This is a genomic window from Amycolatopsis acididurans (assembly GCF_012328925.1).
Lineage (GTDB): Bacteria > Actinomycetota > Actinomycetes > Mycobacteriales > Pseudonocardiaceae > Amycolatopsis_E > Amycolatopsis_E acididurans.
Genome location: NZ_JAAXLS010000014.1, coordinates 142,093 through 167,358, shown reverse-complemented (window position 1 = coordinate 167,358; position 25,266 = coordinate 142,093). Strand labels below are relative to the sequence as shown.

The window sequence follows — 25,266 nt, the reverse complement described above, 5'->3', positions numbered from 1 at the left end:
CTTCAACCAGCTCAAACACTGGCGCGGCATCGCCACCCGCTTCGACAAACTCGCCACCGTTTACCGCGCGGCCGTCGTACTCCACGCCGTGATCACCTGGACCAACACATTGTCAGACATGACCTAGGCCTGTTCGGCGTCGACGACCAGTACCCGAGCACCGAAGAGGTCAGGCAACTGTCCGCGGAACTGGAACGGCACGGCAAACCGCACGAGTTCCACACCTACGAAGGTGCGGGCCACGCGTTCTTCGCCGTGGACCGCCCGTCCTACCGGCCGGAGGCCGCCAACGAGGGCTGGCGGCGCGTCTTCGACTTCTTCGGCACGAATCTCGCGACGGCGTAAGGGGAACAGTCATGTGCACGTACCAGACCGAGAAGATCGAGATCGACGGCAGCGGCAAGGCGGCCAGGGGCTGGTTCTCCCTGTCGCACGCGACGGTCTACGTCGACCACCCCGTCCACGCGCCCTACGCGCACACCGTCAACATCGACTTCATCAACCCGGGCGAGGGCCCGTCAGCCCGGGTTCCGGTGGAGCTGACGGAGGAAGCGGCACTCGCGCTGGCCGACGCGATCCACCGCGCGCTCGCCGCGGCGCCGGCGGGGCTCGCGTCGGCCGGCCAGAAGTAGCTACGAGTACCGGGCCTGCAGTTCCCGTTCCAGGCTTTCCAGCGAACGGCCCCGCGTCTCGGGTACGCACTTCGTCACGAAGGTGATCGCGCCGACACCGAGCACCACGAAGATGAAGAACGTGCTGGAGATGTGGATCGCGTCCACCAGGATCGGGAACAGCAGGCCCACCGCGAAGTTGGCCAGCCACAACACAAGCGCGCACAGGCCGAAGCCGAAACCACGCAGCCGCAACGGGAAGATCTCCGACAGCATCAGCCAGGTCACGGGCGAGACCGCGCCCTGCTGGAAACTGAGGAACGTCACGGTCAGGGCCAGCACGACGAACGCGCGGCCCACGCCCTCGGGCAGCAGCAACGAGAACACGCCGATCAGCAGCAGTGCGCTGGTGGTGCCCACCAGCCCGACGGCGAGCATCGGCCGTCGGTTCACCCTGCCCAGCAAGTAGATTCCGACGAACGTGGCGAGCACCGAGATCACGCCGTTCGCGATGTTCGCCGTCAGTGCCCCGTTCGCGGAGAACCCTGCGTCGGTGAGGATCTGCGTGCCGTAGTACATGATCGAGTTGACGCCGGTGATCTGCTGCACGATCGCGATCCCGACGCCGACGAGCACCAGCCGCTTGATCCACGGCGTGGCCAGATCGGCCCAGCCGCCGGCCTGCGTTTGCTTGTCGGCCAGTGCGAGGCGTTGCACCTCGGCCAGTTCCGCTTCGGCGCGTTTGGCCGAGCGGACCTGTTTGAGCACGTCGAGCGCGTCGCCGAAGCGTTCCTTCGACGCCAGCCAGCGCGGGCTTTCCGGCAGCACCAGCGCGCCGAACCACAACACGACGGCGGGCAGCGTCGCCAGCACGAGCATCCAGCGCCACACGCCGCCGGACTCGCCGAACGCGTTGCCGATGATCGCGTTGAACGTGAACGCGAGCAGCTGACCGGACACGATCATCAGCTCGTTCTGGGTCACCAGCCGCCCGCGTCGCTCGGTGGGCGAGACCTCGGCGAGGTAGGTCGGCACGGTCACCGAGGCGCCGCCGACGGCGAGCCCGAGCACGAACCGGCTGACCACCATGACGGCGGTGGACGGGGCGAACGTGCAGCCGAGCGTGCCGACGAGGAACACGACCGCGAGCAGCAGGATCGTGCGGCGGCGCCCACGCCGGTCGGAGAGCCGCCCGCCGAGCACCGCGCCGAGTGCGGCGCCCAGCAGCAGCGAACTGGTGACCAGGCCTTCGGTGAAGGCGGTGAGGCCGAGGTCGTCCTGCATGTAGGGCAGCGCGCCGTTGATCACGCCGGTGTCGTAACCGAACAGCAGCCCGCCGAAGGTCGCCATGACGGTGACGAGTTTCAGCCTGCGGCTGTGCGGCCCTTTTTGGTCGAGCGGGACCGCCGGCGCTGTGACGGCGTCGTCTTTGACGTAGGACATATGGTTCTTTCTCTTAGGCGGCCAATTCCTTGGTTACGCGGTCGAGCATGAACTTGGCGGATTCGACGGCGCGCTCCTCCCAAGCGAAGACGCAAACCGTTGCGATGCCGTCGAAATTGATTTCACGGAGGGTCGAGAAGAACTCGTCCCAGTCGACCTCGCCCTGTCCGATGTCGAGGTGCTGGTGAATCCGCGCGGGGGTGCCCGGCGGGTTCATGATGTACCGCAGCCCCGAGGATCCCTTGTGGTTGAAGGAATCCGCGATGTGCAGGTGCCGCAGCTTCGGGCCGGCGTAGTGCAGCATCTCGGCGATGTTGCCGGCACCGTCGGAAAGGTGGAAGGTGTGCGGGGCGCAGTAGAGGTAGTTCACCCACGGCTTGTTGATGGCGCGCACCAGATCCACCGCGGGATCGTTCAGCTCGCAGAAGTCGTCCGGATGCGCCTCCAGGTTGAGCGCGATGCCCTCGCGCTCGAAGACCGGCAGCAGTTCCTCCATCGACCGCCAGAACGCGGCCTCGCTTTCCGCGGCTCTTTCCGGGCGCCCGTTGAACTCCGAGTTCATCAGCGGGCAGCCCAGTTCGGCGGTCACCTCGATCATCCGCTTCCAGTACCGGACCGCCGCCTGCCGCTCGGTCTCGTCGGTGCTGGACCACCGGTACAGCGGCAGCACACTGGACAGCCGCACCCCGGTCTCGGTCAGCACCTTCTTCAGCTCGGCGACCTTCTCGTCGTCGGCACGCGGGTGCAGGAAGAACGGCATGAACTCCTCGCGCGGCGAGAGTTCGATGTATTCGTAGCCGATCTCGGCGACCGTGCGCACCATCTCGGTCATGGGCAGCTTGCGCAGCATGTACGGATCGAGTGCGATCTTCATGTCAGCTCCCGTAGAACGCGGGCCGGTCCTTGAGCGTCACGGCGACGACCCGGCCGGAGTGCAGTGCTTCGGTGGTGGCGTCGGTGATCACGGCGGCGGCGTAGCCGTCCCACGCGCTGGGCCCGGCCAGCCGCCCGTCGTGCATCGAGGCGACCCACTCCACGAACTCCAGGTCGAACGCCGCGGCGAAGCGCTGTTCCCAGCCCTGCAACACGTTCGTGCGCAGCTGGGCGGAGCTGCGCAGCCACACGTCCGCCGGATCGGGCAGCCGCACGACACCGGTCTCGCCGACGGTCTCGCACTGGATGTCGTAGCCGTACTGGCAGTTGACGAATACCTCGAGGTCGATGCGCGCCCCGCTCGCCGTCTCGAACAGCATGATCTGCGGGTCCTGCAGGTGCTCGAACCGCTTGGTGGTCTTGCGGGGCTTGATGACCTGCGCCGAGACGATCTCGTCGTCGAGCAGCCAGCGGACAGTGTCGATCTCGTGCACCGCGGTGTCCTGCACGGCCATCTCCGAGTGGTAGCTCTCGGGCACGGTCCGGTTGCGGTGTGCGCAGTGCATGACCAGCGGCGAGCCGATCTCACCGCCGTCGATGACCCGCTTCATCGAGCGGTACCCGGCGTCGTACCGGCGCATGAAGCCGACCTGCACGAGCCGCCGTCCGAAGGCCTGCTCGGCCTCGATGATGCGCAGGCAGTCCTCGGCCGTGGTGGCCAGCGGCTTCTCGCAGAACACGTACTTGCCGGCCTCGATCGCGGCCAGCACGTACTCGGCGTGCGTCGGTCCCCACGAGGTGACCACGACCGCGTCGACCAGCGAATCGTTGATCACGTCGTGCCCGGTCGGCAGTGCGCGGGCGTTGATCCCGGACGCGACCTCCTCGGCGCGGTCGAAGTCCACGTCGGCCACCGCGACCACGTCGGCGCCGGTCACCACGTCGGTGATCCGCCGGATGTGGTCCTGGCCGATCATGCCTGTCCCGACCACTCCGATGTGGATGGTCATGCGGAGCCTCCAGGGCGGTCGGTGCGGGCGAGGCCGCGGCTGTTGAGGTACTCCCGGGTGCGGACCGCGATCGGCAGCGGCACCTCGGGTGCGCAGGGGTAGAGGTCCTGTTCGACGATCACGAAGAGCTCGGCGTCCAGTGTGGACAGCGCTTCGATCACGTCGGCCGGGTTGGGCACCCCGGCGGGCGGTTCGACGCAGACACCGAGCTTGACGGCCTCGCCGAAGCCCAGCTTTTCCGTCCAGGCCCGCTCGATGATGTCCGGGTCCATCTGCTTGATGTGCACGTAACCCATTCGTTCGCCGTAGCGGTGGATGAGGTCGACCGCGTCGCCGCGACCGTAGGCGACGTGCCCGGTGTCCAGGCACAGGTTCGCGTAACGCGAGTCGCTTTCGTTGAGGTAGCGCTCGATCTCGTCCTGCGTCTGCACGTGGCTGTCGGCGTGCGGGTGCAGCACCAGCCGCACGTCGTACTCCTCCAGCAGGATCTTGCCCAGCTCGCTCGCGCGGGCACCGAAGGAGTTCCACTGCTCCGCGGTCAGCTCGGGCGGCTCGGTGAAACCACCGGTCTTCTCGTCGCGGTACATCGTCGGAAGGAACACGAGGTGGTGCGCGCCTGCCGCCGCCGTCAGCTCCGCGACCTTGCGGGTGTGCGCGAGCATCTCGTCCCACTCGTGCAGGCGGTGCAGCGCGCCCCAGGTGGTGCCGCCGGAGACGTTCAGCCCACGCGAGCCGACCTCCTCTGCCAGCTGCTTCGGGTCGGTGGGCAGGTAGCCGAACGGGCCGAGCTCGAACCACCTGTAACCGGCCTCGACCAGTTCGTCGAGGAAACGCGTGTACGGAACCTGGTGCTCGTCCTCGGGGAACCACACGCCCCAGGAGTCGGGCGCGCTGCCGAGGCACAGGTTGCCGATGATCGTTCGCGGTGACGCCGTTGTCATGACAGCTCCTAGTTCGCGGTGGGGAAGTTGAAGGCGGCTTCGGTGTGGGGCCAGCGGGTGGTGACGGTCTTGGCGCGGGTGTAGAAGCGGACACCGTCGGGGCCGTGGATGGGGCTGTCGCCGATGAGGGAGTCTTTCCAGCCGCCGAAGGAGTAGTAGGACATGGGGACGGGGATGGGGACGTTGACGCCGATCATGCCGACGGTGACCTCGCGCTGGAACTTGCGCGCGGCTTCGCCGCTGGCGGTGAAGATGGCGGTGCCGTTGCCGTAGGGGTTGTCGTTGATCACGGCGATGGCTTCGTCCACGGTGTCGACGCGGACGATGCCGAGGACGGGCCCGAAGATTTCCTCGCGGTAGGCGTCCATGTCGGTGGTGAGGTGGTCCAAAAGGGAGGGTCCCACGAAGAAGCCTTCCTCGTGGCCTTCGACGGTGAGGCCGCGGCCGTCGACGACGACGGTGGCGCCCTGTCTCGCGCCGGATTCGACGGAGTTGATGACGCGTTCGCGTGCGGCCTGGGTGACGACGGGGCCCATGTCGTTGGAGGCGTCCTGGCCCGGCCCGACCTTCACCTCGCCGGCTTTGCGTCGGAGGATCTGGACGAGATCGTCGCCGGCGGAACCGACGGCGACGCCGATGGAGATGGCCATGCAGCGTTGCCCGGCGGAGCCGAACGCGGCGGCGGTGAGATGGTTGGCGGCGTATTCGAGGTCGGCGTCGGGCAGCACGACGGCGTGGTTTTTCGCGCCGCCCAGTGCCTGCACGCGTTTGCCGGTGGCGGTGCCGCGTTCGTGCACGTACTTCGCGATGGGGGTGGAGCCGACGAAGGAGACGGCGGCGATGCCGGGGTGGTCCAGGATCGCGTCGACGGCGGTCTTGTCACCGTTGACGACGTTGAACACGCCCTCCGGAAGCCCGGCCTCGGCGTAGAGTTCGGCGACCAGGCGGGAAGCGGAGGGGTCGCGTTCGCTGGGTTTGAGGATGAAGGTGTTGCCGGTCGCGATCGCGATCGGGTGCATCCACAGCGGCACCATGATGGGGAAGTTGAACGGGGTGATCCCGGCGACCACGCCGAGCGGCTGGCGGAAGTTGTGCACGTCCACGTCGCGGGAGACCTGGTCGGAGAAGCTGCCCTTGAGCGCGTCGGCGATTCCGCAGGCGTACTCGACGACCTCCCGGCCGCGCACGATCTCACCGCGGGCGTCGTCGATGACCTTGCCGTGCTCGGAGGAGATGATCTTCGCGAGGTCGGTTTCGTGTTTCACCAGCAGCTCGCGGAAGGCGAACATCACCCTGATGCGCTGGGTGAGCGAGGAGTTTCCCCACGCTTGGAATGCCTTGCTCGCGGCGGCGACGGCGGTGTCCACATCGGAGGCTTCGGCGAGCAGGACCCTGGCCTGCTGCTGTCCGGTGGCCGGGTCGTAGACCGGCGCGGTGCGGGTGGATCCGGCGGCGGTGGCGGCGCCGTTGATCCAGTGTTCGATGGTTTTCACGCTGCTCCTAGAGGTAGTGCTTCTGGTTCCGCTTGGTCGCGGAGTAGTTCTCGTAGGCCTTGCGGGTGGAGTCGAGTTCGGAGACCTGGCTCACCGGCACGTCCCACCAGGCGGAGCCGGGCGGGTTGGGGCCGTAGAGGTCGGTTTCGACGTGCACCACGGTGGTGGTGTCCTTCGCCTTGGCCTGGGCGATGGCCGCCGTGAATTCGTCCACTGTGGACGCGGTGAGCACGGTGGCGCCGAGACTGCGCGCGTTGGCGGCGAGGTCGACGGGCAGGGTGGCGCCGTCGAGCAGGCCGGAGTCGCTGCCCCGGTAGCGGTAGGAGGTGCCGAACCGTTGCGAGCCCAGGGATTCCGACAGCGAGCCGATCGAGGCGAACCCGTGGTTCTGCACGATCACGATGATGACCTTCAGGCCCTCGGAGATCATGGTGACGATCTCCTGCGACATCATCAGATACGACCCGTCGCCGACCAGCACCACGACCTCGCGGTCGGGGGCGGCCAGCTTCGTGCCCACCCCGGCGGCGATCTCGTAGCCCATGCAGGAGTAGGCGTACTCGACGTTGTAGGCCTTCGGATCGCGGGCCCGCCACAGCATCTGCAGATCACCGGGCATCGACCCGGCCGCGTTGATCACCACGTCGCGGTCGTCCAGCGCGTCGTTGAGGGCGCCGAGGATCTCGGTCTGCGCCGGCAGCGGACCATGCCCGAGATGGAAACACGCCTCGGCCTTGCGGTTCCACTCGTCGGCCAGCAGCCGCACCCGCGACCGGTAGGCGTCCTCGACCTGCCAGCCGGCGAGTGCGTCGTGCAGGGCCTTGATGCCGAGTTTGGCGTCGGCGAGCAGCATCTCCGCGGAGTGCTTGGCCGCGTCCAGCCGCGTCACGTTCAGGTTGATGAAGGTGGGGTCGCCGAAGAGGGTGTGGCTGGCGGTGGTGAAGTCGGAGTAGCGGGTGCCGATGCCCAGCACCACGTCGGCCTCGGCGGCGAGCGCGTTGGCGGCGGAGGTGCCGGTGGAGCCGAGCCCGCCGACCGCGCACGGGTGATCCCACGGGATCGCGCCCTTGCCGGCGTGGGTGTCGGCCACCGGAATGCCGGTGGCCTCGGCGAAGTCCCGCAGCTCCTGCTCGGCCTCGGCGTACACGACCCCGCCACCGGCGACGATCAGCGGTTTCTTCGCTCCGCGCAGCAGAGCGACCGCGCGGTCGAGTGCGGGGGTTTCCGGCACCGGGCGGCCCACGCGCCACACCCGGCGCCGGAAGAACTCCTCGGGCCAGTCGAACGCCTCGGCCTGCACGTCCTGCGGCAGGCACAGTGTCACCGCCCCCGTTTCGACCGGATCGGTGAGCACCCGCGTCGCGGCCAGCGCGGCCGGGATCAGCTGCTCGGGCCGCGCGATCCGGTCGAAATACTTCGACACCGGCCGGAATGCGTCGTTGACCGACACGTCCCCGCCGCGGGTGTCCTCCAACTGCTGCAACACCGGATCCGGGGTGCGCGTGGCGAACATGTCCGAGGGCAGCAGCAGAACCGGCAGCCGGTTCGTGGTCGCCAGCGCCGCCCCGGTGATCATGTTGGTGGAGCCGGGACCGGTGGAGGCGGTGCAGGCGAAGGTCTGCAACCGGTTGCGCATCTTCGCGAACGCGGCCGACGCGTGCACCTGGCCCTGCTCGTTACGCGCCAGGTAGTAGGGCATCAGCTCCGGATACTGCAGCAGCGCCTGGCCGATCCCGGCGACGTTGCCGTGCCCGAAGATCCCCCACATCCCGGGGATGAACCGCTGCTCGACGCCGTCCCGCTCGGAGTACTGGGCGGCCAGGAAGCGCACGAGCGCCTGCGCCGTGGTCAGTCTCATCGGTTCCTCCCGAAGGGCAGGCGCGCATCGACGTCCTGCGATTGCCAGGTCTGGCGCACCCAGCCGTGCGCGGGGTCGTCGCAGATCAGCCAGGCCCGTTCCGGCCCGGGGCCGGCCATCACGTTGAGGTAGTAGAGGTCGTAGCCGGGGGTGGCCATCGACGGGCCGTGCCAGCCGTGCGGGATCAGCACCACATCACCGCTACGCACCTCGGCCAGCACCTCGATCGGCCGCGCCGGGGTGCCGTACACGCGCTGATAGCCCATGCCCTCCCGCGCGACCTCGAAGTAGTAGATCTCCTCCAGCACGCTCTCCCCGTCGCGGGCCTCGTCGTGCTTGTGCGGCGGATACGACGACCAGTTCCCGCTGGGCGTGAGCACCTCACACACCAGCAACTGGTCGGCCTCGAAGGTGTGCGGCAGGCAGTAGTTGTTCACCTGCCTGCTGCAGTTCCCCGCGCCGCGCAACTCCACCGGAGTCTTGCTCGCCGGCTGATACCGGGCAGGTAAGCGCTTTCCGGTCTTCGCCGCCGGCAGGGCGAACCGGCCCCGGCCGGTGATCGTCGCCTCCGCGTCCCTGGGCAGATACACGAAATCGGTGACCGTATCGAACACGCCGGTGCGGCCCGCCAGCTCGAAACTCTCGCCGTCCGCGCTGACCGTGCAGCCGCCGGACAACGGCAGCACCAACGTCTCGGAGTCCTCTGTGGACACATTCACGCTGCCGTCCAGCGTCAGCACCCGCAGCCCGGAGTACCCCCAGCCCGCGGACTCCGGGGTGATCACGACGTCGAACGGTCCTTCGGCGGTGCTTCCCGCCTCGCGATACAACTTCATAGCAATCCCACCGCTGTGTCGACTGCCCCCGCGACATCCCCATCGTGTGGATAGAGCAGCGAACGCCCCACCACCAGCCCCTGCACCGTCGGCAGGGACAGCGCTTTCTGCCAGGACGCGAACGCCGCGTCCACGTCGGTGACCTCCCCGCCCAGCAGCACCGCCGGCAACGTCGAGGACGCCAGCACCCGCTCCATATCGGCCACCACCGGCAGCTTCAACCACGTATAAGCCGAGGTCCGGCCCAGCCCGGACGCGATCGTGATCGAGGTGATCACCGCCTCCGGCGACAGGTCGTTGACCAGCTTCCCGCCCGACCACGCCGACAGGAACGGCTCCACCATCGCGATCAGTTTGCGCTCGGCCAGCGCGTTGACCGCCTTCGCCGAGTCCTCCAGCACCCCCGGGGTGGCCGGATCATCCAGCGCGATCCTGGTCAGCATCTTGCCGCCGTCGAACCCCATCCGCGCGATCGATTCCGCGTCGTAGCAGGCGAACCGATCATCGATCTCGAAACTCGACCCCGCCAGGCCGGTGCGGTTCATCGATCCGAACACCGACTTGCCTTCCAGCGCCCCCAGCAACAGCAGGTCGTCGAGAATGTCCGCGGTCGCCAGCACCCCCGTCACGCCCGGGCGTTCCAGCGCGATGCACAACCGCTCCAGCAACTCGCCCCGGTCGGCCATCGCCAGCGGGTCCGCGCCGACCTTGTTCGCCCCCCGTGCCGGATGATCCGCCGCGATGATCATCGTCCGGCCGTGCGGCCCGAACAACGAACCCGGCGCGCGCCGCCCGGCCGCCTCCGCGATCGCCTCCGGGTGACCCACCCGCTGCGCGACGATCCTGCTCACCGTGTCAGACACTCCGCTCGAGCCTCTCCAGTACTTGTTCCTCCGTCGGCATCGCGTCCGAGCACGCGAGCTCACCCGCCACATGCGCCCCGGCGGCGTTGGCGAACCGCATCACCCGCTCGGTATCCCAGCCCGCCAGCAACCCGTGGCACAACGCGCCACCGAACGCGTCCCCCGCGCCCAGCCCGTTGACCACCTCCACCGGCACCGGCGGCACCTCCACCTCGCCGGAATCGTCCACCGCCAGCACACCCTTCGGGCCCTGCTTCACGATCGCGAGCGAAATACCCCGCCCCCGCAACGCTTTCGCCGCCTCCCGCGGCTCGCGCGTGGCCACCGCCGTGTCCACCTCATCGAGGTTGCCCACCGCCACCGTCACGTGATCCAGCGCCTTGCTCACCCACTCCCGCGCCTGCTCACGCGAGTCCCAGAACATCGGCCGGTAATCCAGATCCAGCACCGTGATCCCCCGGCGGCCCCGGGCCTCCAACGCCTCGAGCGTCGTCGAGCGGCTGGGTTCACACGACAGACCCGTCACCGTGACCCAGAAAATCCGCGCCTCCCGGATCGCGTCGAAATCCAGATCCTCCGGACGCAGATCCAGATCCGGCGCCTTCGGAAAACGATAGAAATACAACGGAAAATCATCCGGCGGAAAAATCTCGCAGAACGTCACCGGCGTCGGCAGATGCTCACTGGTGCCCACGAACCGGTCGTCGACCCCATAGCCACGCAACGCCCGGCGAATGAACCGGCCGAAGGGATCCGCGCCCGTCTTCGTCACCACCGCCGACGAGCGCCCGTACCTCGCCGCCGCGACCGCCACATTCGTCGCCGTACCACCCAGATACTTGCCGAACGAAGTGACATCCTCCAGCCCGACACCCGTCTGCAACGGGTAGATATCCACCCCGATCCGGCCCATCGTGACGAGGTCGAAGCTCGCGGTCACCCGTACACACCTCCTTGTGCTGGCCCGGTTAGCGCGCTCTACTAGCGCGCTCTAGTAGTCGCTACTATGGAGCGGGCACCGGCCGGTGTCAATACCCGCAGGGGGCGCGCATGACAGCAGGACGACCGACGATGGCGGACGTGGCCGCCAAGGTCGGCGTGTCACGAGCGCTGGTCTCGCTGGTCTTCCGCAACGAACGCGGGCCGAGCGAGGAGACCAGGGCGAGAGTCTTCCAAGCCGCCGAGGAACTCGGCTATCGCCCGGACAGCGCAGCGCAGCTACTGGCGCGCAGCCGCAGCAGAGTGCTCGGCGTGCTGTTCACGCTGCGCCACCTGTTCCACGCCGATCTGATCGAGGCGATCTATCCGGTCGCGCAGGAACTCGGCTACACCGTGCTGCTGTCGGCCACCGCGCCCGGCCGCGACGACCTCAGCGCGCTGGAGGCGCTGCTCGGGCACCGTGCGGAGGGGATCATCCTGCTCGGTTCCAGCGCCGATCCGCAGCTGCTGGCCCAGGCCGGTACACCGGGTGTCGTCGTTGGACGCAGGTATCGCGGCCTCGACGCGGTGCACGTCGCCGAGGCCAGCGGTGCCCGCCAGGTCGTCGACTACCTGGTCGAACTCGGCCACAAGGAGATCGTGCACATCGACGGCGGTGCGGGGGCGGGCGCGGCGGAACGGCTGCGCGCCTACCGTGCCGCGATGCGCAGGCACGGGCTCGCCGACCACATCCGTGTCCTGCCGGGTGACCAGACCGAGGATTCGGGTTCGGCCGCGGCGCGCCGGCTGCTCGCCGAGGGCCTGCCGACCGCGGTGTTCGCGAGCAACGACCGTTGCGCGGTCGGGCTGATGGACGCGCTGCGCCGCGCCGATGTCGACGTGCCGGGCGAGTTGTCCGTCGCCGGCTTCGACGACAGCCCGCTCGCGCAGCTGTCGCACATCGATCTGACCTCGGTGCGGCAGGATCCGGTGCGGCAGGCCGAACTGGCGGTGCGCGCACTCGTCGACCGGCTCGACGGCGACGCGGGAGATCCGAGGGATCTCATTGTCCAGCCGAAACTGATGGTCCGGGGCACGACGGGTAAACCGCGTACGTAGTCAATTAAGTGGAACTACGGGTTCACTCCCACGAGGCCATCGACAATCGTGGGCGGGTGACCGTACCGGTGTTCGAGCCGTTTCTCTACCGTGCACTGCAGCAAGTGTCGCGGGACGAGATCGGTGCCACCAGCGTGACCGGGGCGCTGCGGCACCGCACGATGGACCTTCCGCCCCGGCTGGTCAGCGCGCTTTTCATGCTGTACCGGGACGGCCTGGTGACGCTGCGGGACACGCGCGCGTGGGACGGTTGGTTCTCGGCCGAGCTGACCGCGCCCGGCAAGTGGCTGCTGGGCGAATGGGAGCGCCGGGTGATCGAGGCGCAGGCTCAGGCGGGCTGAAGGCCCGATTCGGTGGGCGTCGGCGGAACCAGTTCGGCCGAGTGATCCGGTCCGAGCTGTGTCCACAGCACGACCTCGCTGCCCTGCTCGGCGCCCGCCGTCGCGACCGGCGCCTGCGCGACGACCACGCCGGTGACCGGTTCCGGCTCACCCTCGGGACCGCAGGGCACGAGACCCGCACGACGGACGATGTCGCACGCGTTCTCGGCGCCCAAGCCGATCACATCGGGCACCTCGGTCACCGGGCGATGTCGGCGCATGTGTCGAGTCTAGGTCAGCCGCGCCGATCCACGAGTCGAACGAGGACACGGCTCATCGAGGGGTGAGCACGACGACCGGGATGGGGCGTGTGGTGGCCTTCTGGTAGGCGCGGAACCGGTTGCTGTTGACGGCGTTGACGATGTCCCAGAGGCGCTCGTACTCGTCGTCGCCCGGCACCACGAAACGGGCCGTGACCTGTTGTTTGCGCGTGCCGACCTGGATCTCGGCAGAGGGATTCGCCCTGAGGTTGTGGTACCAGCCGGGTGCCTTTGGCGCGCCTCCCTTGGACGCGACGACGAGGTAGTCCGACCCGTCGCGCCCGTAGGTGAGGCTGTTGGTGCGGGTCAGACCGGTCTTGGCGCCCACGGTGCGGAGCAGAAGGCACGGAACCCCGAGGATCCGGTGCCCGATTCGGCCGTCGGTGCGCTCGTAGACCCACTGATGCACCGCAAGCAACCGGACGCCGGCCGCCTTGACGATCGGTATCTGCTCGATCGGTCCCAGAGTCATGGGTTCCTCCGGAAGTACTGTCACTATCGGGGCACGTCGAACACTACCGGCCGCAGCCACCCGCAGCGGCTTCTGACCTCGGCCGACCCACCGCGCCCGGCCTGTGTAGAAGGCCCCGCCCCTGCCGTCCCACCCCGCACGCGCGTTGCGTAAACTCTCGCCGTGAGGGCCGTTAGCTCAATTGGTAGAGCTGCGGACTTTTAATCCGTAGGTTCTGGGTTCGAGCCCCAGGCGGCCCACTCTTTCGCCTGGTCAGAGGCTTACACGGTATCGTCTGTTGATCTTGGTGCCCCTTTAGTGCCCCCATTCGATCGTCCGAGGACGCCGAGCACGACTGCTGGTCGACGGGAAACAGAGCCCCGACCGACATAGGTGTCGGTCGTCTGAGACACACGAGAATGACCCAGCAAGTCGCTGGCTTCGCGGGCAGGCAAGGCATCGGTTACTAGCGTCGCCACAGTGCGGCGGAACGTCCGGGGCGTGAACCAGTCACCAATGCCGTGGCGTTCGCGGAAGGCCCGCCAGTCGCGGCGGAGGTTGCTCGTCTCGCGTAATCCGCCGATGCTGTTCGGGAAGACCCAGCCGGTCAGCTCTTGGGGCTCGACGCCGCTTTCAGCCGCCACACGGGCTCGGCGATCGAGGAGCATGGTCACAAGCCAGTCAGCCAGCGCTACACCGCGCCGAGCAGTGCGGGTCTTTCCTCCGTTGATCTTGGCGCCATCGGCTTTCGTGCGGACCATGTTGCCCTCGACCCAGGCCACCTTCTCGTCAAAGTCGATGTCTTCCCAACGCACCGCGATCGCTTCGCCGGTCCGCTCGCCGGTGCCCCCGTAGAACCTCATGATGTCGGGCAAATCCTGCCGACGGGCGGTCTCATCACCGTCGACCTTGACAAAGATGTCGAGCACTTCATCCGCCGTGAGCGCACGAGACTGCCTCCTGCGCTTGCCGTTCTCGACCGGGCGAGCATCCCGCACCGGGTTCGTCTTCAAAGCGCCATGACGGACCGCGAGACCGCACAAGCCGGAGATGATGGCCCGTGCTGTTTTCGCTGTGCTGGCCGAGTACTCCTTGTTGAGACCCTGCAAGACACGATCGATCTGACCAGCCGATAGCTCGCCGATGCTCAGTCCTTCCACGCGTGGCTTGACCAGCGTCCGCCACCGATGTTCGTACGTGTCGAGGGACGTGCCGCTGCGGTTGCCCAGCTCGACCTGGTCGCGGAACTCGGCGAGCCAACGCTCGGCAACCACCACAACCTTCGTGTTCACCTTGATCTGGCCTGACACGCTCTGCCGGTCCACGAGACGCTCACGAAGCTTGCTTTCCGCCTTGGCCTTGGTGTCGGCCCAGCATCGAACCTTGCGGACGTGACCATCGGTGTCACGGTATTTGCACCAGGCTTTCCACCGTGAGCCATCGCGCTTCGCGGTGATCTGGCCGTAGGTGCCGACGGGCAGCGGCGGGCGTCCCAAGGTGAGGGTCCTTTCTCAGGCGGCGTCGGTGTCCAGCGAGTCGAACCAGGCGATGACGTCGGCGGCCCGGTAGCGCAGGTATTTGCCGACACGCTTGCCCGGAGGGCCATACTGGCGAGTCCGCCAGTCGTAGAGAGTGTTGATCGGCACGCCGAGGTATTCGGCGACATCTTCGACGGTCCAAAGCCTTTCCATCTCGTGCGTCCTTTCAATTACAGGCCAAGGGTTTCCTCCATCTCTTCGCGGGCGATGCGTTTGTGCTCACGAGCCTTAGCGGCGGCGGTGTTGGCCAGGGCGGCGTCGCCAATGGTGAGCCAGCCGACGCCGTCGAAGATCCAGGTCAGGGTGACCGCTGAGTCGTCGCCGTCGGCATCGGAATCGGCCGGCGCGGCGGGCTCGGGGTGGTCGGGGTGTTCGCCGAGCTGGAAGGCGCGGCGGACGGCGCGCAGGGCGCCGAGCGTGGTGGAGTACCGGCGGCTTTTCGTGGAGAAATGCCCGCCGAAGCCGAGCATGTGCGCCCACTTCTGAAGCTTGCCCCACCCGTCGGCCCAGGCTTCGCGCTGTGCCTTGCTGGTGTAGTGCTGGGGGCGTTTACCGAGGTACCAGCAGGCCACGAGTTGCCGGGCGATGTGGGTGTCTTGGTCGGCGTAATAGTTGGCGGCCTGCTGGGTGAGCTTCCTCGGGGTGTGCCCGGCTTCCTCGGTGGCTTTGGTGGCGTACTTGGCGAGGTACGCCGCCACGGCGGCGGTGGTCAGGGCGCCGTGGTCGTCGTGGTCACCGGCGTGGAGGTGGACGCGGCGGATATCGGTCTGTCGACCCCAGGCGATCGTCCAGCCGGTGCGCCGCCACGGGTGCGGCTCGGTAGTGAACCGCGTGATGTGCGCGGCGGTGTCCAGGTAGCTGGCCAGCAGCTCCGGTGTGAGAGATGCATCCGGCGCGATGATGCTATCCGGGTCGTCGGGGTTAACGCCATCCAACCGGATCAGGGCATGGAAATGCACCGTGCCGCGCCGCTGGTACTCGGCCACCTTCGCGTAGGACAGCCGCACCCGCACGCCCCGGTCTTTAGCCGCGGCTTTGAGGTAGCGGTTCAACGTGATGGTGGTGCGCCGCCACAGTTCCCCGGCGTGGAAGTTCCATGCCGCTTGGGCTTCGTAGTCGTAGCAGTCCCGGCAGATCGGCTCCCCGACACGCGGGTCGTCGGCGGCGTGGCGGTCCCGGCATTCGGTGGAACGACCGTGGGGGCACAGCGGGGCGAACCGGCGAGGGCGACAGGGCCGCACCTGCCCGTTGCCGCCGACCACGCGGGTGTGCACCGGCCCGAACGCGGGGGCGGTGAGGGTGACGAAGAAGCACGGGTGCTCGGTGACGGTCTCCGGGACACCTTTACCGCCGACCAGGCCCGCTTTGACGAGCTGGTAGGTGTCGGCGCGGTAGGTCTCCGCGCAGGCGGGGCAGATCGAGGCGCGGCGGTTCTTGCAGGCGACGTAGAGCATGCCGTCGGGCATGTCGTCGGTGACCCGCTCGACCTCACCGCCACCCCAGTCGGCCTCCACACGCAGCCGGATCGGGCGCGAGCAGGCGGCGGCGGGCATGACGTGCGAGAGCCACCACTGGTAATCGGGGCGGGCAGCACGGGCCACGGCCGAGAGCCGCAGCTGAGAGTCTGGCGAGGTGCGCTCGGCAACGGCTCCCAGCCCCACCACATGCTGGATGGTGGGGCTGAGGGTCATGGTCGAGACAGACACCAGAATGGATTCCTTGCGGGTTAGGCGGTGAACAGGTCGGCGTTGGCGTCGATGTCGGCGGTGGTGGCCCACCGGAACCCGTCGACGAGCTGCCCGGTCGGTGTGTAGGTGGGCAGCAGCGTGTCCGGGTTGAACGCCTCCACCGGCAGCACGGCGAACCGGTCGGTGCTGGGCGAGTAGGCGACCCGGCCGACGTCGACCGCACCGGTCTCGGAGGCGATGAACACCCACGCCTCATCCGGCGAAGTCACCAGCGGCGGTGTGAAGGTCAACATGATGTAGACAGTCCTCTCCTGCGACAGGAATTCGGGATATAGCGGGAAATGCGGGTTACGCGGCGGTTTTGCGGGTACGTAACTGGCGTGCGTATTCCACGAGGGAATAGATGTCCGCGTCGGTGAGGTACGCGGTTTTCATGCGGCGGGGGAGGCCGCCTTCGGCGAGCAGGAGCGCGACGCCGCGTTCTTCGGGGGCGATGTTGGAGGCGTCGTAGCCCTGCACGGCCCAGCCCCGGCCGAGGATGATGTCGGAGCTGGAGTCAGTGGTGCAGCGGTAGGCCAGCCGGTAGCCGAACAGGTCCCGCAGGCTGGTCGGGATGATGTCGGCTGAGGGGCGTTGGGTCGCGGCGACCACGATCACCCCGGCGGCGCGGCCACGGGCCACGAGATCCCGCAGTAGCCGCACAAACTGTTCTTGCTGGTCCTTGGTGCCCATCGTGGCCGAGAACAGGGCCAGCTCATCGATGACGACCATGATGACGTCCACCCGGTCATGCCGGTCGATCTTGCGGCGCCGGACCCGGTCCAGTTCCCGGTAGCGGCGGTCCATTTCGGCCTGCAACCGTTCCAACGCGAGCAGGGCGCGCTCGATGTCCGGGCCGACGAACAGGTCGGCCACCTCACGCCACAGACCAAGCTCGACCTGTTTGCCGTCGAAGAGCCACAGCGACACATCCGGGCACAACGCGGCATGCGCCACGATGTTGTTCAGCCCCACGGACTTGCCCGCGCCGGGCTCCCCGGCGAGCAGGATGTTGCGCCAGATCAGCTCGATATCCACACCGAAACCGTCTTCATAAATACCCAGATGCACCGGGTCGTAGATCGTGAGACCGGCGACCGGAACCGTGTCCGGGCGAGTCTTCTTGCGGGTCAACATGCCTGATGTCCTTTCCTCCCAAGGGGAAACCCCGGTGACCGCCGCACCACGTCGGGGCGGCGGCCGATCGCCGGGACTAGTCGATGTAGTCGGAGAGGTCTTCTCCGTTGACCACAACCGGTTTCACAGCAGCCTCAGAGGGCTTAGCGGCAGTGGTCGTCTTGCCGGACACGGGCTTGGCCTCACTCGAGGCGTTCCGGTTGACCGGCAGCGGGGTGATCGTCGCCCCGGTGATCGGTTCCGCGCCCTCACCGGCCGTCTTGCCGCCGAAGAGGGACCCGATCTTGGCCAGTGGCGAATCGATCGGCGTGGAACGGTCCAGCGGGTCACGGCGAACCACGTCCACCGCGAACAACGTGGACAGCTTGCGCACCTTGTACACCCGAGCATCACGGGCGTAGCAGGCCGGAGCGATGTACTCCAGCGCCGCCTCCAGATCCCCGGAGGACGAGCCCGCGCGGGACCACATCCAGATCCGCTCCCCCGTCTTCGTCGGGCGAGACCACAACATGAACGGCAACGCGCCATCCAGATTCATCGTGCGCGCCCGAGCCTGCCGCAAACACGTCCGCAACCGGTGACGATCCACCAGACACCAGAACCGGGACCACACAAACCACCGCGTCTGCGGAACCAGCAGAACCAGCACCACAGCACCCGCCATGATCAGCCACGCGTAAACGCCGCCGACCTCGTTACCCAGCCAGACACGCGCGGTGACCAGCACCGCGACCAACACAATCTCGGCACGCCAGCGAATCAGCACACCCAAGACCAGCGCCACCCACGACTGCTTCGGGGTGTGCCACACTTCCATCACATCAACACGTCGCGCACCACGCGACCGGCGACTAGACTTAGCCATTGACTACCGCACCTCCAAGGCGGATACGTCGAGAAACGAGAGGCACGAGACCGGACTGGAACCGCCAAGAACCACACCGGTCCCGTGCCCTCTCACAGGGAATTACCGCTGATCGCGACGAAGATCAGCCACGATCATTTCCAGCGAAACACCTTGCCGCTGCGCCGAATGCAGCGCGAACGCGGCATTGACCTCTGCGGAACAGACGTCCCATGCCCGGTCCATCTCATCGTGAACCCGGCGCCATTCCTCGTAGGAAACCTTGCCAACATCACGATCACGAGTGACCTGGAGACAAACCTCGTTCGTCAAACCAGCCCACGCGTTCGCTACCCTGGCAACATTTAGCCAATCGGCTTGTTCCTCAATGCTTGGCATCCTCAACCCCTAGAACGGTTGCTCACACAAGAGGATCAGGAAGCAGAAGCCGCCGAACCCGACTTCGAACCAGCCACAGCCTTGATCTCGGAAGCGCGAAAAGCCACACCATTACGGCCGTTCTGTGCCCACGGAATCGCCTGCAACTCAACCGGGGTAACAAGGGAACCAATCGCAACCTTCGGCGGCTGGGGAGCCGCCACAGTCACATTGATCACCTCAGCCCCGCCGTCATCCATGGCAACCAGCTGCACAGACCACATAGGAATGTTCGTATTGCGCTCCACCCGCTGCACACCGTTCTGATCCGTCCTCGGCTGAACATCACGACCCACCGTGAACGTCACCTTCGAAGTATCGATAACCAGACGCATCTCTTCGCCCTCCAAGGCAATCACTTCTCTGACAAGCGCCCCGCTCAGCGGCGCGTGAACCAATAGATTGCCGCCGAAGCCGGGGACAGCTTCACCACAAGGAGGGACATCTTGGGACGTCTCTGGTAAACTGGGGACGTCCCAAGTCGTACTGCCAAGGGAGGGAACTTGGGTAACGAGCGGCTCCGCGATGCGTTGCTGTCCCAGGGAATCACGCCCGACGAGTTGGCGGAGCGTATCACCGTCGACCCGAAAACGGTCGAGCGCTGGATTACGCAAGGGCGCACCCCGTACGCAAAGACCCGCCACAAAATCGCCGCGATCTTGCACGAGAGCGAAAGCTATCTGTGGCCAGCCGCCATGACCGAAGCCAAGGCCTCGGAAGTCAGCGGCTCTGAGATCGTGAAGGTCTACGCACACCGCAACTCTGTACCGTCCGACCTTTGGGATCGACTGCTGGCACAGGCCACGACCTATGTGGACATGCTGGTGTACGTCGGCATGTTCATGACGGAAAAGCCTGGGCTGCTTGAGAGCTTGCAGGAGAAGGCCGCGAACGGCGCTCGAATCCGTCTGCTGTTCGGAGACCGCGACGCACCCGCCGTGATCCAGCGCAGCACCGACGAAGGGATCGGCCCGCGCACGATCTCCGCGAAGATCGACCACGCGCTGGCGTATTTCCGCAAGCTCGAGGGAACACCCGGGATTGAGATTCGAACGCACGGCACGGTGCTATACAACAGCATCTTCCGGTTCGATGACGAGATGATCGCCAACCCGCACGTGTACGGCAAGATGGCCGCTCACGCACCCGCCCTGCACCTTCGTCGGCTGTCCGCTGGCGATCTGTTCACGACCTACGCGGACAGCTTCACGGCCGTGTGGGAGTCCGCGAAACCACACACGTCGAAGGGCTGAACATGCCAAAGAAGGACTACTACGACGACCCGAAAGCGCCGGCGCCGAACAGCATCGTCCCTGCGGTTACTGCGATCGTTCGCAATGACGCGGGCGAACTGCTGATGATCGAGCGCACTGACAATGGACTATGGGCCTTACCAGGCGGAGCCCAGGACCTGGGCGAGTCCATTCCGGACGCGGTCCGACGTGAGGTGCAGGAGGAGACCGGTCTAGACATCGAGATCACCGGCATCAGTGGCGTCTACTCGGACCCCAAGCACGTTATCGCGTACGACGATGGCGAGGTACGGCAGGAGTTCTCCCTTTGCTTTCACGCACGACCTAAGGGCGGCGAGTTACGTACCAGCTCGGAGTCGCGCCAGGTGCACTGGGTGGCACCTGATCGGCTCGACAGTCTCAAGATCGACCCCTCAATGCGGCTCCGCATCGACCACGGGATCAAACACTCTGCGACTGTCCACCTTGGATAGACGCGTCAACCGCGACCATCCGCCGTCGAGTCCTTTCAACCGCCCCCAGCAGTTCCGGTGTCGCGCCGGTGATGAACCGAGTGACGAGGTGTTCAGGCCCGTACCGAGCCTTGATCTCGGCAATCCGATGCTCGGCGGTCACCTCGTCGCCGTCCGGTGACGTTGTGATGTCGCAGTACCACAAGGCATCACGGACCGAACCGCGCTCATCCTCGAAATCCGAGAGCTCGTCTTCGAGTCCGCGTAGTTGTGCCTCGTAGATCGCGAACGAATGATGCGCGACCAAATGGACAAGTCGTTGTGGTGCGCCAATTTTGGCTAGATACGTAGCACCGTCAATCGGATGGAAACCTGTATCGGCCAGGTCCGGCGCGTAGCCGATGTCATGGAGAATGGCGGCCGACTCGAGAAGTTCAGCGTCCGAGCCAGCCATTGCCCCGAGCGCACGAGCCTGACGCGCGACCCCTTGGACATGTGCCCAGCGTCGCGGCAGCGCTTTAGCGAGCTTCGCCGCTGAAGTCTCGTACGCCCACGATGTCATTGACATGTCCACACGGTATCGAGTGACGAAGGGGTTCACACAAGGGCCAATCGGGCACGTGAGAACTTTCTTTACGTCTTCAAGCCGCCCTACCGGGCGGGCGCGCGGGCCGAACTGGCGCGCGGCCATGCTTGGCCGCTCCGCTTGGCATGGCCGCGCCGGACGCCGTCGGCCGCCGCGCGCATGTCACGGAGGGCACCAGAAACGTGAAACTTGCTCAACGTCGGCCGCTGGCGGACGGCACACCTTCCCCGCGATCGCCGGATGGTCAAAGCCGGGCCAAGCACTGTCAACCCCGCTTCGCGCCGATCACGCCCCGGTGGTCCCGATGCGCACATACAGTCACGGAACGTACGTCGCCATTAGGGCGTGATCGGTTACAGGGTTGACAGCACTCGTCCCGGCTATGTTCGGCTAGGGATCGCGGGGAAGGTGGCGCCTGGTGGGTGCGCCGTGGGCTCGGACCGCGCGTCCGACGTGGAGCAGCGGCGGTACTGTCCCGTAACTGCCCCCAATCGACCGACTGCGCCGACGCTCGACCCTGAACAACCGGCGTTTGCAGTCGAGAACAGACCAGGTGAGCACGGATGACCGGGGTTGTTCCCGCAGGTCGACAGAAGTTGATCTTCCATCCGTAGGTTCTGGGTTCGAGCCCCAGGCGGCCCACTCTTTCGCCTGGTCAGAGGCTATATTGCCTGGGTTCGTCTTTCTCGCTCATCGTGTGGAGTTGCTGTTCCAGTCGGGTCCAGAGCCCGGCGATGTCGTGGCTCGTGGCGGCGGAGAGACTGAACCAGCCGTTGGTGTCGCTGACCGCGAGGAAGCGTCCGGTGTCGGTGTCGATCCACAGCGGCGGGGTGGTGGTGCGTACTCGCCGCCCGTTGCCGTCGCGGATCCCGGCATACAGCTGCCCGGCGTTGCGGCGGGGCAGCCGCATCAGGGACAGCATGCGTTTCGCGTCCGCGACGCTGGGGCTGGTGGGCATCGACTTGCCCTTCTCGACCGCCTCGTAATCGGCTTGGGAACACGACATCGAGTGCACCCCGGCCGCCGGTGGTATGTCCGGCAGCTGTGCGGCAAGGTCCAGCGCGACCGTATCGGGATGACTGGGCCGCAGATACAGCATGTCGGAATGTGCGGCGACAATGACGGCCTCGCCGCGGCCACGTACGGCCCGCAGGGTGACCTGCCGACCGTCGATCCCGGCGAACGTGTAGTACTCGGCCGGTGGGTTCTGGATCAGCTGAATGGTGTCGAGGAACCCCTCATCCAGACGGCCACCCCGCAACAGGCCGGTGTCGGTCAGTTCCTCGGCGGTCACCGCCTCCAGACGAACACGTTCCTCCGGCGGTAACCACTGCTCCCCGCCGACCAGGGTCGGATGCGGTGCGCCGAGCTGGTAGCGCGCGAGCATCGCCTTATAGGTCTGCAGACTGATCTGCACAGGACCCCGCAGCACAATGAAATCCCCTCGTCTCAGCGCTTATTCGCCGATCACCGGCGGCACGGTCGGAGGCAGGTCCCCGGCGAACACGTCGTCGGGATCGGCCACCGGGATCACGAACTTCCGCTCGTGTTCCTCGTCCTCTCCGCCCTGGCCCTTACCGCCGTGACCCATGCCGCCCATCCCGGAAGCGCCCCGCCCGCCGGAGGCGGCCGTGCCTGCGGCGGCACCCCCGCGAACTGCCGCGCCCTCGACGGCCCCGCCGGCACCGCCGGCACCGACCCGGTTTCCGGCCCCCAGCGCGGATCCGCTGCCCGCTGCCGAACCCCCACCCGAGCCGCCGCCGGAGCCGTAGCCGCGACTTGAGCCGCCGCCGTACGCACTGTCACCACCAGAGCCGCCGGCGCCCAACGGCCCGAATCCGCCGACCGGACCGAATCCGCCGGACGCGGCGATGCCGCCGCTACCGGTCGGACCGAACCCGCCGGAGGGCGATGTGTAGCCGCTCGTGTTGTTCGGAGAGCCGTACCCGGAGGAGTGAGTCGCCTGATCCACGCTCCCTGTGCCCGCGGCCGGTGCCACCGGAGTACCCGAGCCGCCTGGGTGACCGGTCGGGGTGCCACCAGTCGGAGCGCGGTAGGGCTGGGACGACGCGTAGCCGCCGCTGGCACCCGTCGCGGTGGAGGAGCTTCGCCGACCCGTGCCACCCGTCGGGCCGGAATAGGCGCCTGCCGCCACCCCACCGCTGACCGAGCCGACCGACTGCGCGGGCGGCGGAGTCGTCGGGGACGGTGTTTGCGTTGGGGCGGCTTGGATTGTGGTCGGTAACTGTTGCGCGTTGGTGGAGCTGGAGTCCATGTAGCGGTCGTACCACTGGATATTGGCCTGGTTCTGAGCGTCCCAGTTCGAGGCGGCCTTCTCCGCGTCCGTGGTCCACGGCACCAGGTGGGAGTCGTACCACGGCACATCGGGCTTGCTGGCGGCGATCTGCACCACGTTGTTCTTCACGCCGATGAACGCCGCTGACTGGTTCTGTAGCGAACCCTGCGCCTGCGTCAGCGAGCCCTGCGCCGCGTTCATCGAGGCGACCACCGTGCCCAGCGAATTCGTCGCCGCCTCCGACGCACTGCCCGTCCACACCGCGGACATCCCGCCCTGCACCTTCGCCAGCGCCTGCGCCGCTTCGGTGTAGAGCTGCTGCGCCTGCCCGGCCTGCCCTCCGGCGTAGTCGATGCTCTGCGGCCCGCTCCCGCCGTGGATCGCGTCATAGATTTGCGCGCCACTCATCCCCGTGCATACCGGAGCAACCATCAGATTCCCCCTCCACCCTGCTATCCCGTTTTGCTAACGACCACAGTTCGGCGCGTATTTGCTCGAGGGGCAGTAACCGGAGTCCGATTCGCATTCGCCCGCTGAAACATGTTCACATCCCCGAGGGCCGGTTCACTGGTGGGCCTTCAGGTATTGGATCGCGAAGTCCGTCATTTTTGCCGCCGCGTCGCACGGCTTGGGGTAGTAGGGATTGTCGGGACCCAGTTGGGTCTTGACGAAATAGACTTGGGTGTTGCTCAACCCGGTGGCCGTGATGCAGTCCCCTGGTCCCTCGTAGCCGAAGGTGCTCTGGATAGTGGGATAGCCATCCACCGCGGGGAGTTCGCGGAGTGACGGCGGCTTTCCCTGCGAGACATCAGCGGCGTTGCCGCGGTAGAACTCGGTCAAGCCGTATTTCACCGACTGGCCGGGGCCGCCGCCGATCACTCCGAGGCCGTTGGCGAAAACGAAGGCGCAGCCCTCGTTCGGGCCGGTCGTCTGGACGAGTCCGGAGTTGGGACGAACTTGCTTGACTGGGCCGCCGAGTGTCTCGATCTGGGCTTGGCTGGGCGCGGCGCACATGTCCTTGAGTAGCGGTGCCGGGTCGAGGGGGTTGGTCACGTTCGGTGCCCCGCCCTGCGGCAACGCCGTGCTCGACGCGGCCGACGATGAGGTCGTGGTTGACGACTGGCCGCTCACTGCATTGCTGCCGCAGGCCGTGATCGCCGTCAACGCCGCGCCCGCCGCGACCGTTGCCGTCAGGGTGCGATACCGCATTCAGTCCTTCTCCTTGTTGAGACCGGCAAGCGCGTCGAGCGCTTCATGATCCTGCCGCTGATAGGCGTCCCGTACCTGGCCCAACGCCTGCACGTAGCCTCTCAGGTACTGCGTGATTCCCTCATGATGCTGGTTGAACATGGTCAAATACGCCGTTGCGCCGCCCGCTCCCTCGGCATAGCCCCTGCTGGCGTACTCGTTGCCCGGCGGATCCACCCTCGCAGGGACGTTGACGTTGTATAGCGTGCCATCCAAAATGTCCTGAATGTCATTGATCTGCTTGGCCAGGCCGTCGATGTTGACCTCATAGCCCTTGCCGGTATGGGACTGCGCCAAGCTCGCAGTCGCCGCAGCACGACCCGCGGCCATGGCTTGCTGGGGGTCGGTCGGGATCCCAGCTGGCGCGGGCGGTGCACCCGACGGCTGGGCAGGTGCGGGCGCTCCCTGGGTTGTCTGCACGGGTCCGGTCGTGGGCAGTGGGAGTGGCGGGCTGCCTGCCGGTTGTTGCTGGGCCGGTGTGGTACTGGTCAGGTCCCCGATGATCTGACTCGGCCCGTTCGGCTGCGACATGCCTCCCCCTCGGATGCTGTCCCACCTATGTCGTGGAGCAGATTAGCAGCACCCAGGGCGCCCGGGGGGTGACTGAGAGTTTCTTGGCAGATAGACGTCAACCGTTGGTGTCTGCGGTCATGTGCTGTGTCGTTGAACGGCGTGTGCTTATCCGTATGTC

The 25,266-nt window shown here is 66.8% G+C and carries 30 protein-coding genes and 1 tRNA gene; 7 read left to right on the top strand and 24 right to left on the bottom strand.

All coding sequences use genetic code 11. From position 1 onward, the window contains the following. Positions 1-177 precede the first annotated feature (177 nt). The gene (locus tag HFP15_RS44170; RefSeq protein WP_376768885.1) at positions 178-345 is read left to right on the top strand and encodes a dienelactone hydrolase family protein; all 168 of its coding nucleotides are present in this window, start codon (positions 178-180) and stop codon (positions 343-345) included. Positions 346-356: 11 nt separating this feature from the next. Next, on the top strand, positions 357-632 hold the full coding sequence (locus HFP15_RS21390; RefSeq protein ID WP_168518360.1) for a DUF6295 family protein: 276 nt from the start codon (positions 357-359) through the stop codon (positions 630-632). Here the strand turns inward: HFP15_RS21390 and HFP15_RS21385 are convergent, their stop codons facing one another. From HFP15_RS21385 to iolC, 9 genes are read right to left on the bottom strand one after another with little or no spacing between them, the layout of a single operon-like run. Then, entirely contained in the window at positions 633-2,054 is a 1,422-nt protein-coding gene (locus tag HFP15_RS21385) for a sugar porter family MFS transporter (RefSeq protein ID WP_168518357.1), read from the bottom strand. A 13-nt stretch (positions 2,055-2,067) separates the two neighbouring features. Continuing rightward, on the bottom strand, positions 2,068-2,928 hold the full coding sequence (locus tag HFP15_RS21380; protein WP_168518355.1) for a sugar phosphate isomerase/epimerase family protein: 861 nt from the start codon (positions 2,926-2,928) through the stop codon (positions 2,068-2,070). A gap of 1 nt (position 2,929) precedes the next feature. Further along, positions 2,930-3,937, bottom strand: a complete 1,008-nt coding sequence (locus HFP15_RS21375; RefSeq protein WP_168518353.1) for a Gfo/Idh/MocA family oxidoreductase — start codon at positions 3,935-3,937, stop codon at positions 2,930-2,932. Continuing rightward, entirely contained in the window at positions 3,934-4,878 is a 945-nt protein-coding gene (locus HFP15_RS21370; protein ID WP_168518351.1) for a TIM barrel protein, read from the bottom strand. The genes HFP15_RS21375 and HFP15_RS21370 overlap by 4 nt, the downstream gene beginning before the upstream one ends. 8 nt (positions 4,879-4,886) lie before the next feature. Then, complete coding sequence (locus tag HFP15_RS21365) at positions 4,887-6,371, bottom strand: CoA-acylating methylmalonate-semialdehyde dehydrogenase (protein ID WP_168518349.1); 1,485 nt, start codon at positions 6,369-6,371, stop codon at positions 4,887-4,889. Between the two features lie 7 nt (positions 6,372-6,378). Next, on the bottom strand, positions 6,379-8,229 hold the full coding sequence (gene iolD / locus HFP15_RS21360; RefSeq protein ID WP_168518347.1) for a 3D-(3,5/4)-trihydroxycyclohexane-1,2-dione acylhydrolase (decyclizing): 1,851 nt from the start codon (positions 8,227-8,229) through the stop codon (positions 6,379-6,381). Beyond that, positions 8,226-9,065 (bottom strand): 5-deoxy-glucuronate isomerase, encoded by an 840-nt coding sequence (iolB, locus tag HFP15_RS21355; RefSeq protein ID WP_168518345.1) that lies wholly within the window; start codon positions 9,063-9,065, stop codon positions 8,226-8,228. Before iolB ends, iolD begins: the two co-directional genes overlap by 4 nt. Further along, positions 9,062-9,928 carry a Cgl0159 family (beta/alpha)8-fold protein gene (locus HFP15_RS21350; RefSeq protein ID WP_168518343.1) on the bottom strand — a complete coding sequence of 289 codons (867 nt, stop codon included), beginning with the start codon at positions 9,926-9,928 and terminating at the stop codon, positions 9,062-9,064. The genes iolB and HFP15_RS21350 overlap by 4 nt, the downstream gene beginning before the upstream one ends. Then, entirely contained in the window at positions 9,921-10,868 is a 948-nt protein-coding gene (iolC, locus tag HFP15_RS21345) for a 5-dehydro-2-deoxygluconokinase (RefSeq protein WP_312871674.1), read from the bottom strand. Before iolC ends, HFP15_RS21350 begins: the two co-directional genes overlap by 8 nt. A gap of 110 nt (positions 10,869-10,978) precedes the next feature. Between iolC and HFP15_RS21340 the strand changes: the two genes are divergently transcribed. Next, the gene (locus HFP15_RS21340) at positions 10,979-11,965 is read left to right on the top strand and encodes a LacI family DNA-binding transcriptional regulator (RefSeq protein WP_246271894.1); all 987 of its coding nucleotides are present in this window, start codon (positions 10,979-10,981) and stop codon (positions 11,963-11,965) included. Between the two features lie 56 nt (positions 11,966-12,021). After that, positions 12,022-12,306, top strand: a complete 285-nt coding sequence (locus HFP15_RS21335; protein ID WP_168518341.1) for a hypothetical protein — start codon at positions 12,022-12,024, stop codon at positions 12,304-12,306. Here HFP15_RS21335 and HFP15_RS21330 read toward each other — a convergent pair. Together HFP15_RS21330 and HFP15_RS21325 are read right to left on the bottom strand one after the other, a co-directional pair. Further along, positions 12,294-12,566 (bottom strand): PASTA domain-containing protein, encoded by a 273-nt coding sequence (locus tag HFP15_RS21330; protein WP_210717634.1) that lies wholly within the window; start codon positions 12,564-12,566, stop codon positions 12,294-12,296. The genes HFP15_RS21335 and HFP15_RS21330 overlap by 13 nt on opposite strands. Before the next feature lie 52 nt (positions 12,567-12,618). After that, the gene (locus HFP15_RS21325) at positions 12,619-13,077 is read right to left on the bottom strand and encodes a nitroreductase family deazaflavin-dependent oxidoreductase (RefSeq protein WP_168518339.1); all 459 of its coding nucleotides are present in this window, start codon (positions 13,075-13,077) and stop codon (positions 12,619-12,621) included. Between the two features lie 166 nt (positions 13,078-13,243). Here HFP15_RS21325 and HFP15_RS21320 point away from each other — a divergent pair. After that, positions 13,244-13,316 (top strand) — tRNA-Lys (locus HFP15_RS21320). Between the two features lie 21 nt (positions 13,317-13,337). Here HFP15_RS21320 and HFP15_RS21315 read toward each other — a convergent pair. The 8 genes from HFP15_RS21315 to HFP15_RS21280 form a co-directional block, all read right to left on the bottom strand. After that, positions 13,338-14,552, bottom strand: coding sequence for a site-specific integrase (locus tag HFP15_RS21315; protein WP_168518337.1), 1,215 nt, complete (start codon positions 14,550-14,552; stop codon positions 13,338-13,340). A 15-nt stretch (positions 14,553-14,567) separates the two neighbouring features. Beyond that, positions 14,568-14,747 (bottom strand): helix-turn-helix domain-containing protein, encoded by a 180-nt coding sequence (locus HFP15_RS21310; RefSeq protein WP_168518335.1) that lies wholly within the window; start codon positions 14,745-14,747, stop codon positions 14,568-14,570. Between the two features lie 17 nt (positions 14,748-14,764). Then, positions 14,765-16,300, bottom strand: coding sequence for a replication initiator (locus HFP15_RS21305; RefSeq protein WP_168518333.1), 1,536 nt, complete (start codon positions 16,298-16,300; stop codon positions 14,765-14,767). Between the two features lie 20 nt (positions 16,301-16,320). Further along, entirely contained in the window at positions 16,321-16,575 is a 255-nt protein-coding gene (locus HFP15_RS21300; RefSeq protein WP_168518331.1) for a hypothetical protein, read from the bottom strand. 55 nt (positions 16,576-16,630) lie between these two features. Continuing rightward, positions 16,631-17,458, bottom strand: a complete 828-nt coding sequence (locus HFP15_RS21295) for an FtsK/SpoIIIE domain-containing protein (protein WP_168518329.1) — start codon at positions 17,456-17,458, stop codon at positions 16,631-16,633. Positions 17,459-17,534: 76 nt separating this feature from the next. After that, a complete protein-coding gene (locus HFP15_RS21290; RefSeq protein WP_168518327.1) occupies positions 17,535-18,275 on the bottom strand; it encodes a hypothetical protein in 741 nt (246 codons plus the stop codon). A 150-nt stretch (positions 18,276-18,425) separates the two neighbouring features. Further along, positions 18,426-18,701, bottom strand: a complete 276-nt coding sequence (locus HFP15_RS21285; protein ID WP_168518325.1) for a hypothetical protein — start codon at positions 18,699-18,701, stop codon at positions 18,426-18,428. Positions 18,702-18,736: 35 nt separating this feature from the next. Then, complete coding sequence (locus tag HFP15_RS21280; RefSeq protein ID WP_246271893.1) at positions 18,737-19,090, bottom strand: hypothetical protein; 354 nt, start codon at positions 19,088-19,090, stop codon at positions 18,737-18,739. A gap of 153 nt (positions 19,091-19,243) precedes the next feature. Here HFP15_RS21280 and HFP15_RS21275 point away from each other — a divergent pair, with 153 nt between their 5' ends. Together HFP15_RS21275 and HFP15_RS21270 are read left to right on the top strand one after the other, a co-directional pair. Next, on the top strand, positions 19,244-19,993 hold the full coding sequence (locus tag HFP15_RS21275) for a helix-turn-helix domain-containing protein (protein ID WP_168518323.1): 750 nt from the start codon (positions 19,244-19,246) through the stop codon (positions 19,991-19,993). A gap of 2 nt (positions 19,994-19,995) precedes the next feature. Continuing rightward, the gene (locus HFP15_RS21270) at positions 19,996-20,466 is read left to right on the top strand and encodes an NUDIX hydrolase (protein ID WP_168518321.1); all 471 of its coding nucleotides are present in this window, start codon (positions 19,996-19,998) and stop codon (positions 20,464-20,466) included. Here HFP15_RS21270 and HFP15_RS21265 read toward each other — a convergent pair. From HFP15_RS21265 to HFP15_RS42210, 5 genes are all read right to left on the bottom strand, one after another. Beyond that, positions 20,435-21,007, bottom strand: coding sequence for an HD domain-containing protein (locus tag HFP15_RS21265; protein ID WP_281355611.1), 573 nt, complete (start codon positions 21,005-21,007; stop codon positions 20,435-20,437). The genes HFP15_RS21270 and HFP15_RS21265 overlap by 32 nt on opposite strands. A gap of 679 nt (positions 21,008-21,686) precedes the next feature. Then, on the bottom strand, positions 21,687-22,463 hold the full coding sequence (locus tag HFP15_RS21260; protein WP_168518316.1) for an ESX secretion-associated protein EspG: 777 nt from the start codon (positions 22,461-22,463) through the stop codon (positions 21,687-21,689). 24 nt (positions 22,464-22,487) lie between these two features. Then, the gene (locus HFP15_RS21255; RefSeq protein WP_168518314.1) at positions 22,488-23,735 is read right to left on the bottom strand and encodes a hypothetical protein; all 1,248 of its coding nucleotides are present in this window, start codon (positions 23,733-23,735) and stop codon (positions 22,488-22,490) included. Between the two features lie 156 nt (positions 23,736-23,891). Next, the gene (locus HFP15_RS21250) at positions 23,892-24,536 is read right to left on the bottom strand and encodes a DUF3558 family protein (protein ID WP_168518312.1); all 645 of its coding nucleotides are present in this window, start codon (positions 24,534-24,536) and stop codon (positions 23,892-23,894) included. Next, complete coding sequence (locus HFP15_RS42210; protein ID WP_210717633.1) at positions 24,537-25,106, bottom strand: hypothetical protein; 570 nt, start codon at positions 25,104-25,106, stop codon at positions 24,537-24,539. Positions 25,107-25,266 lie beyond the last annotated feature (160 nt).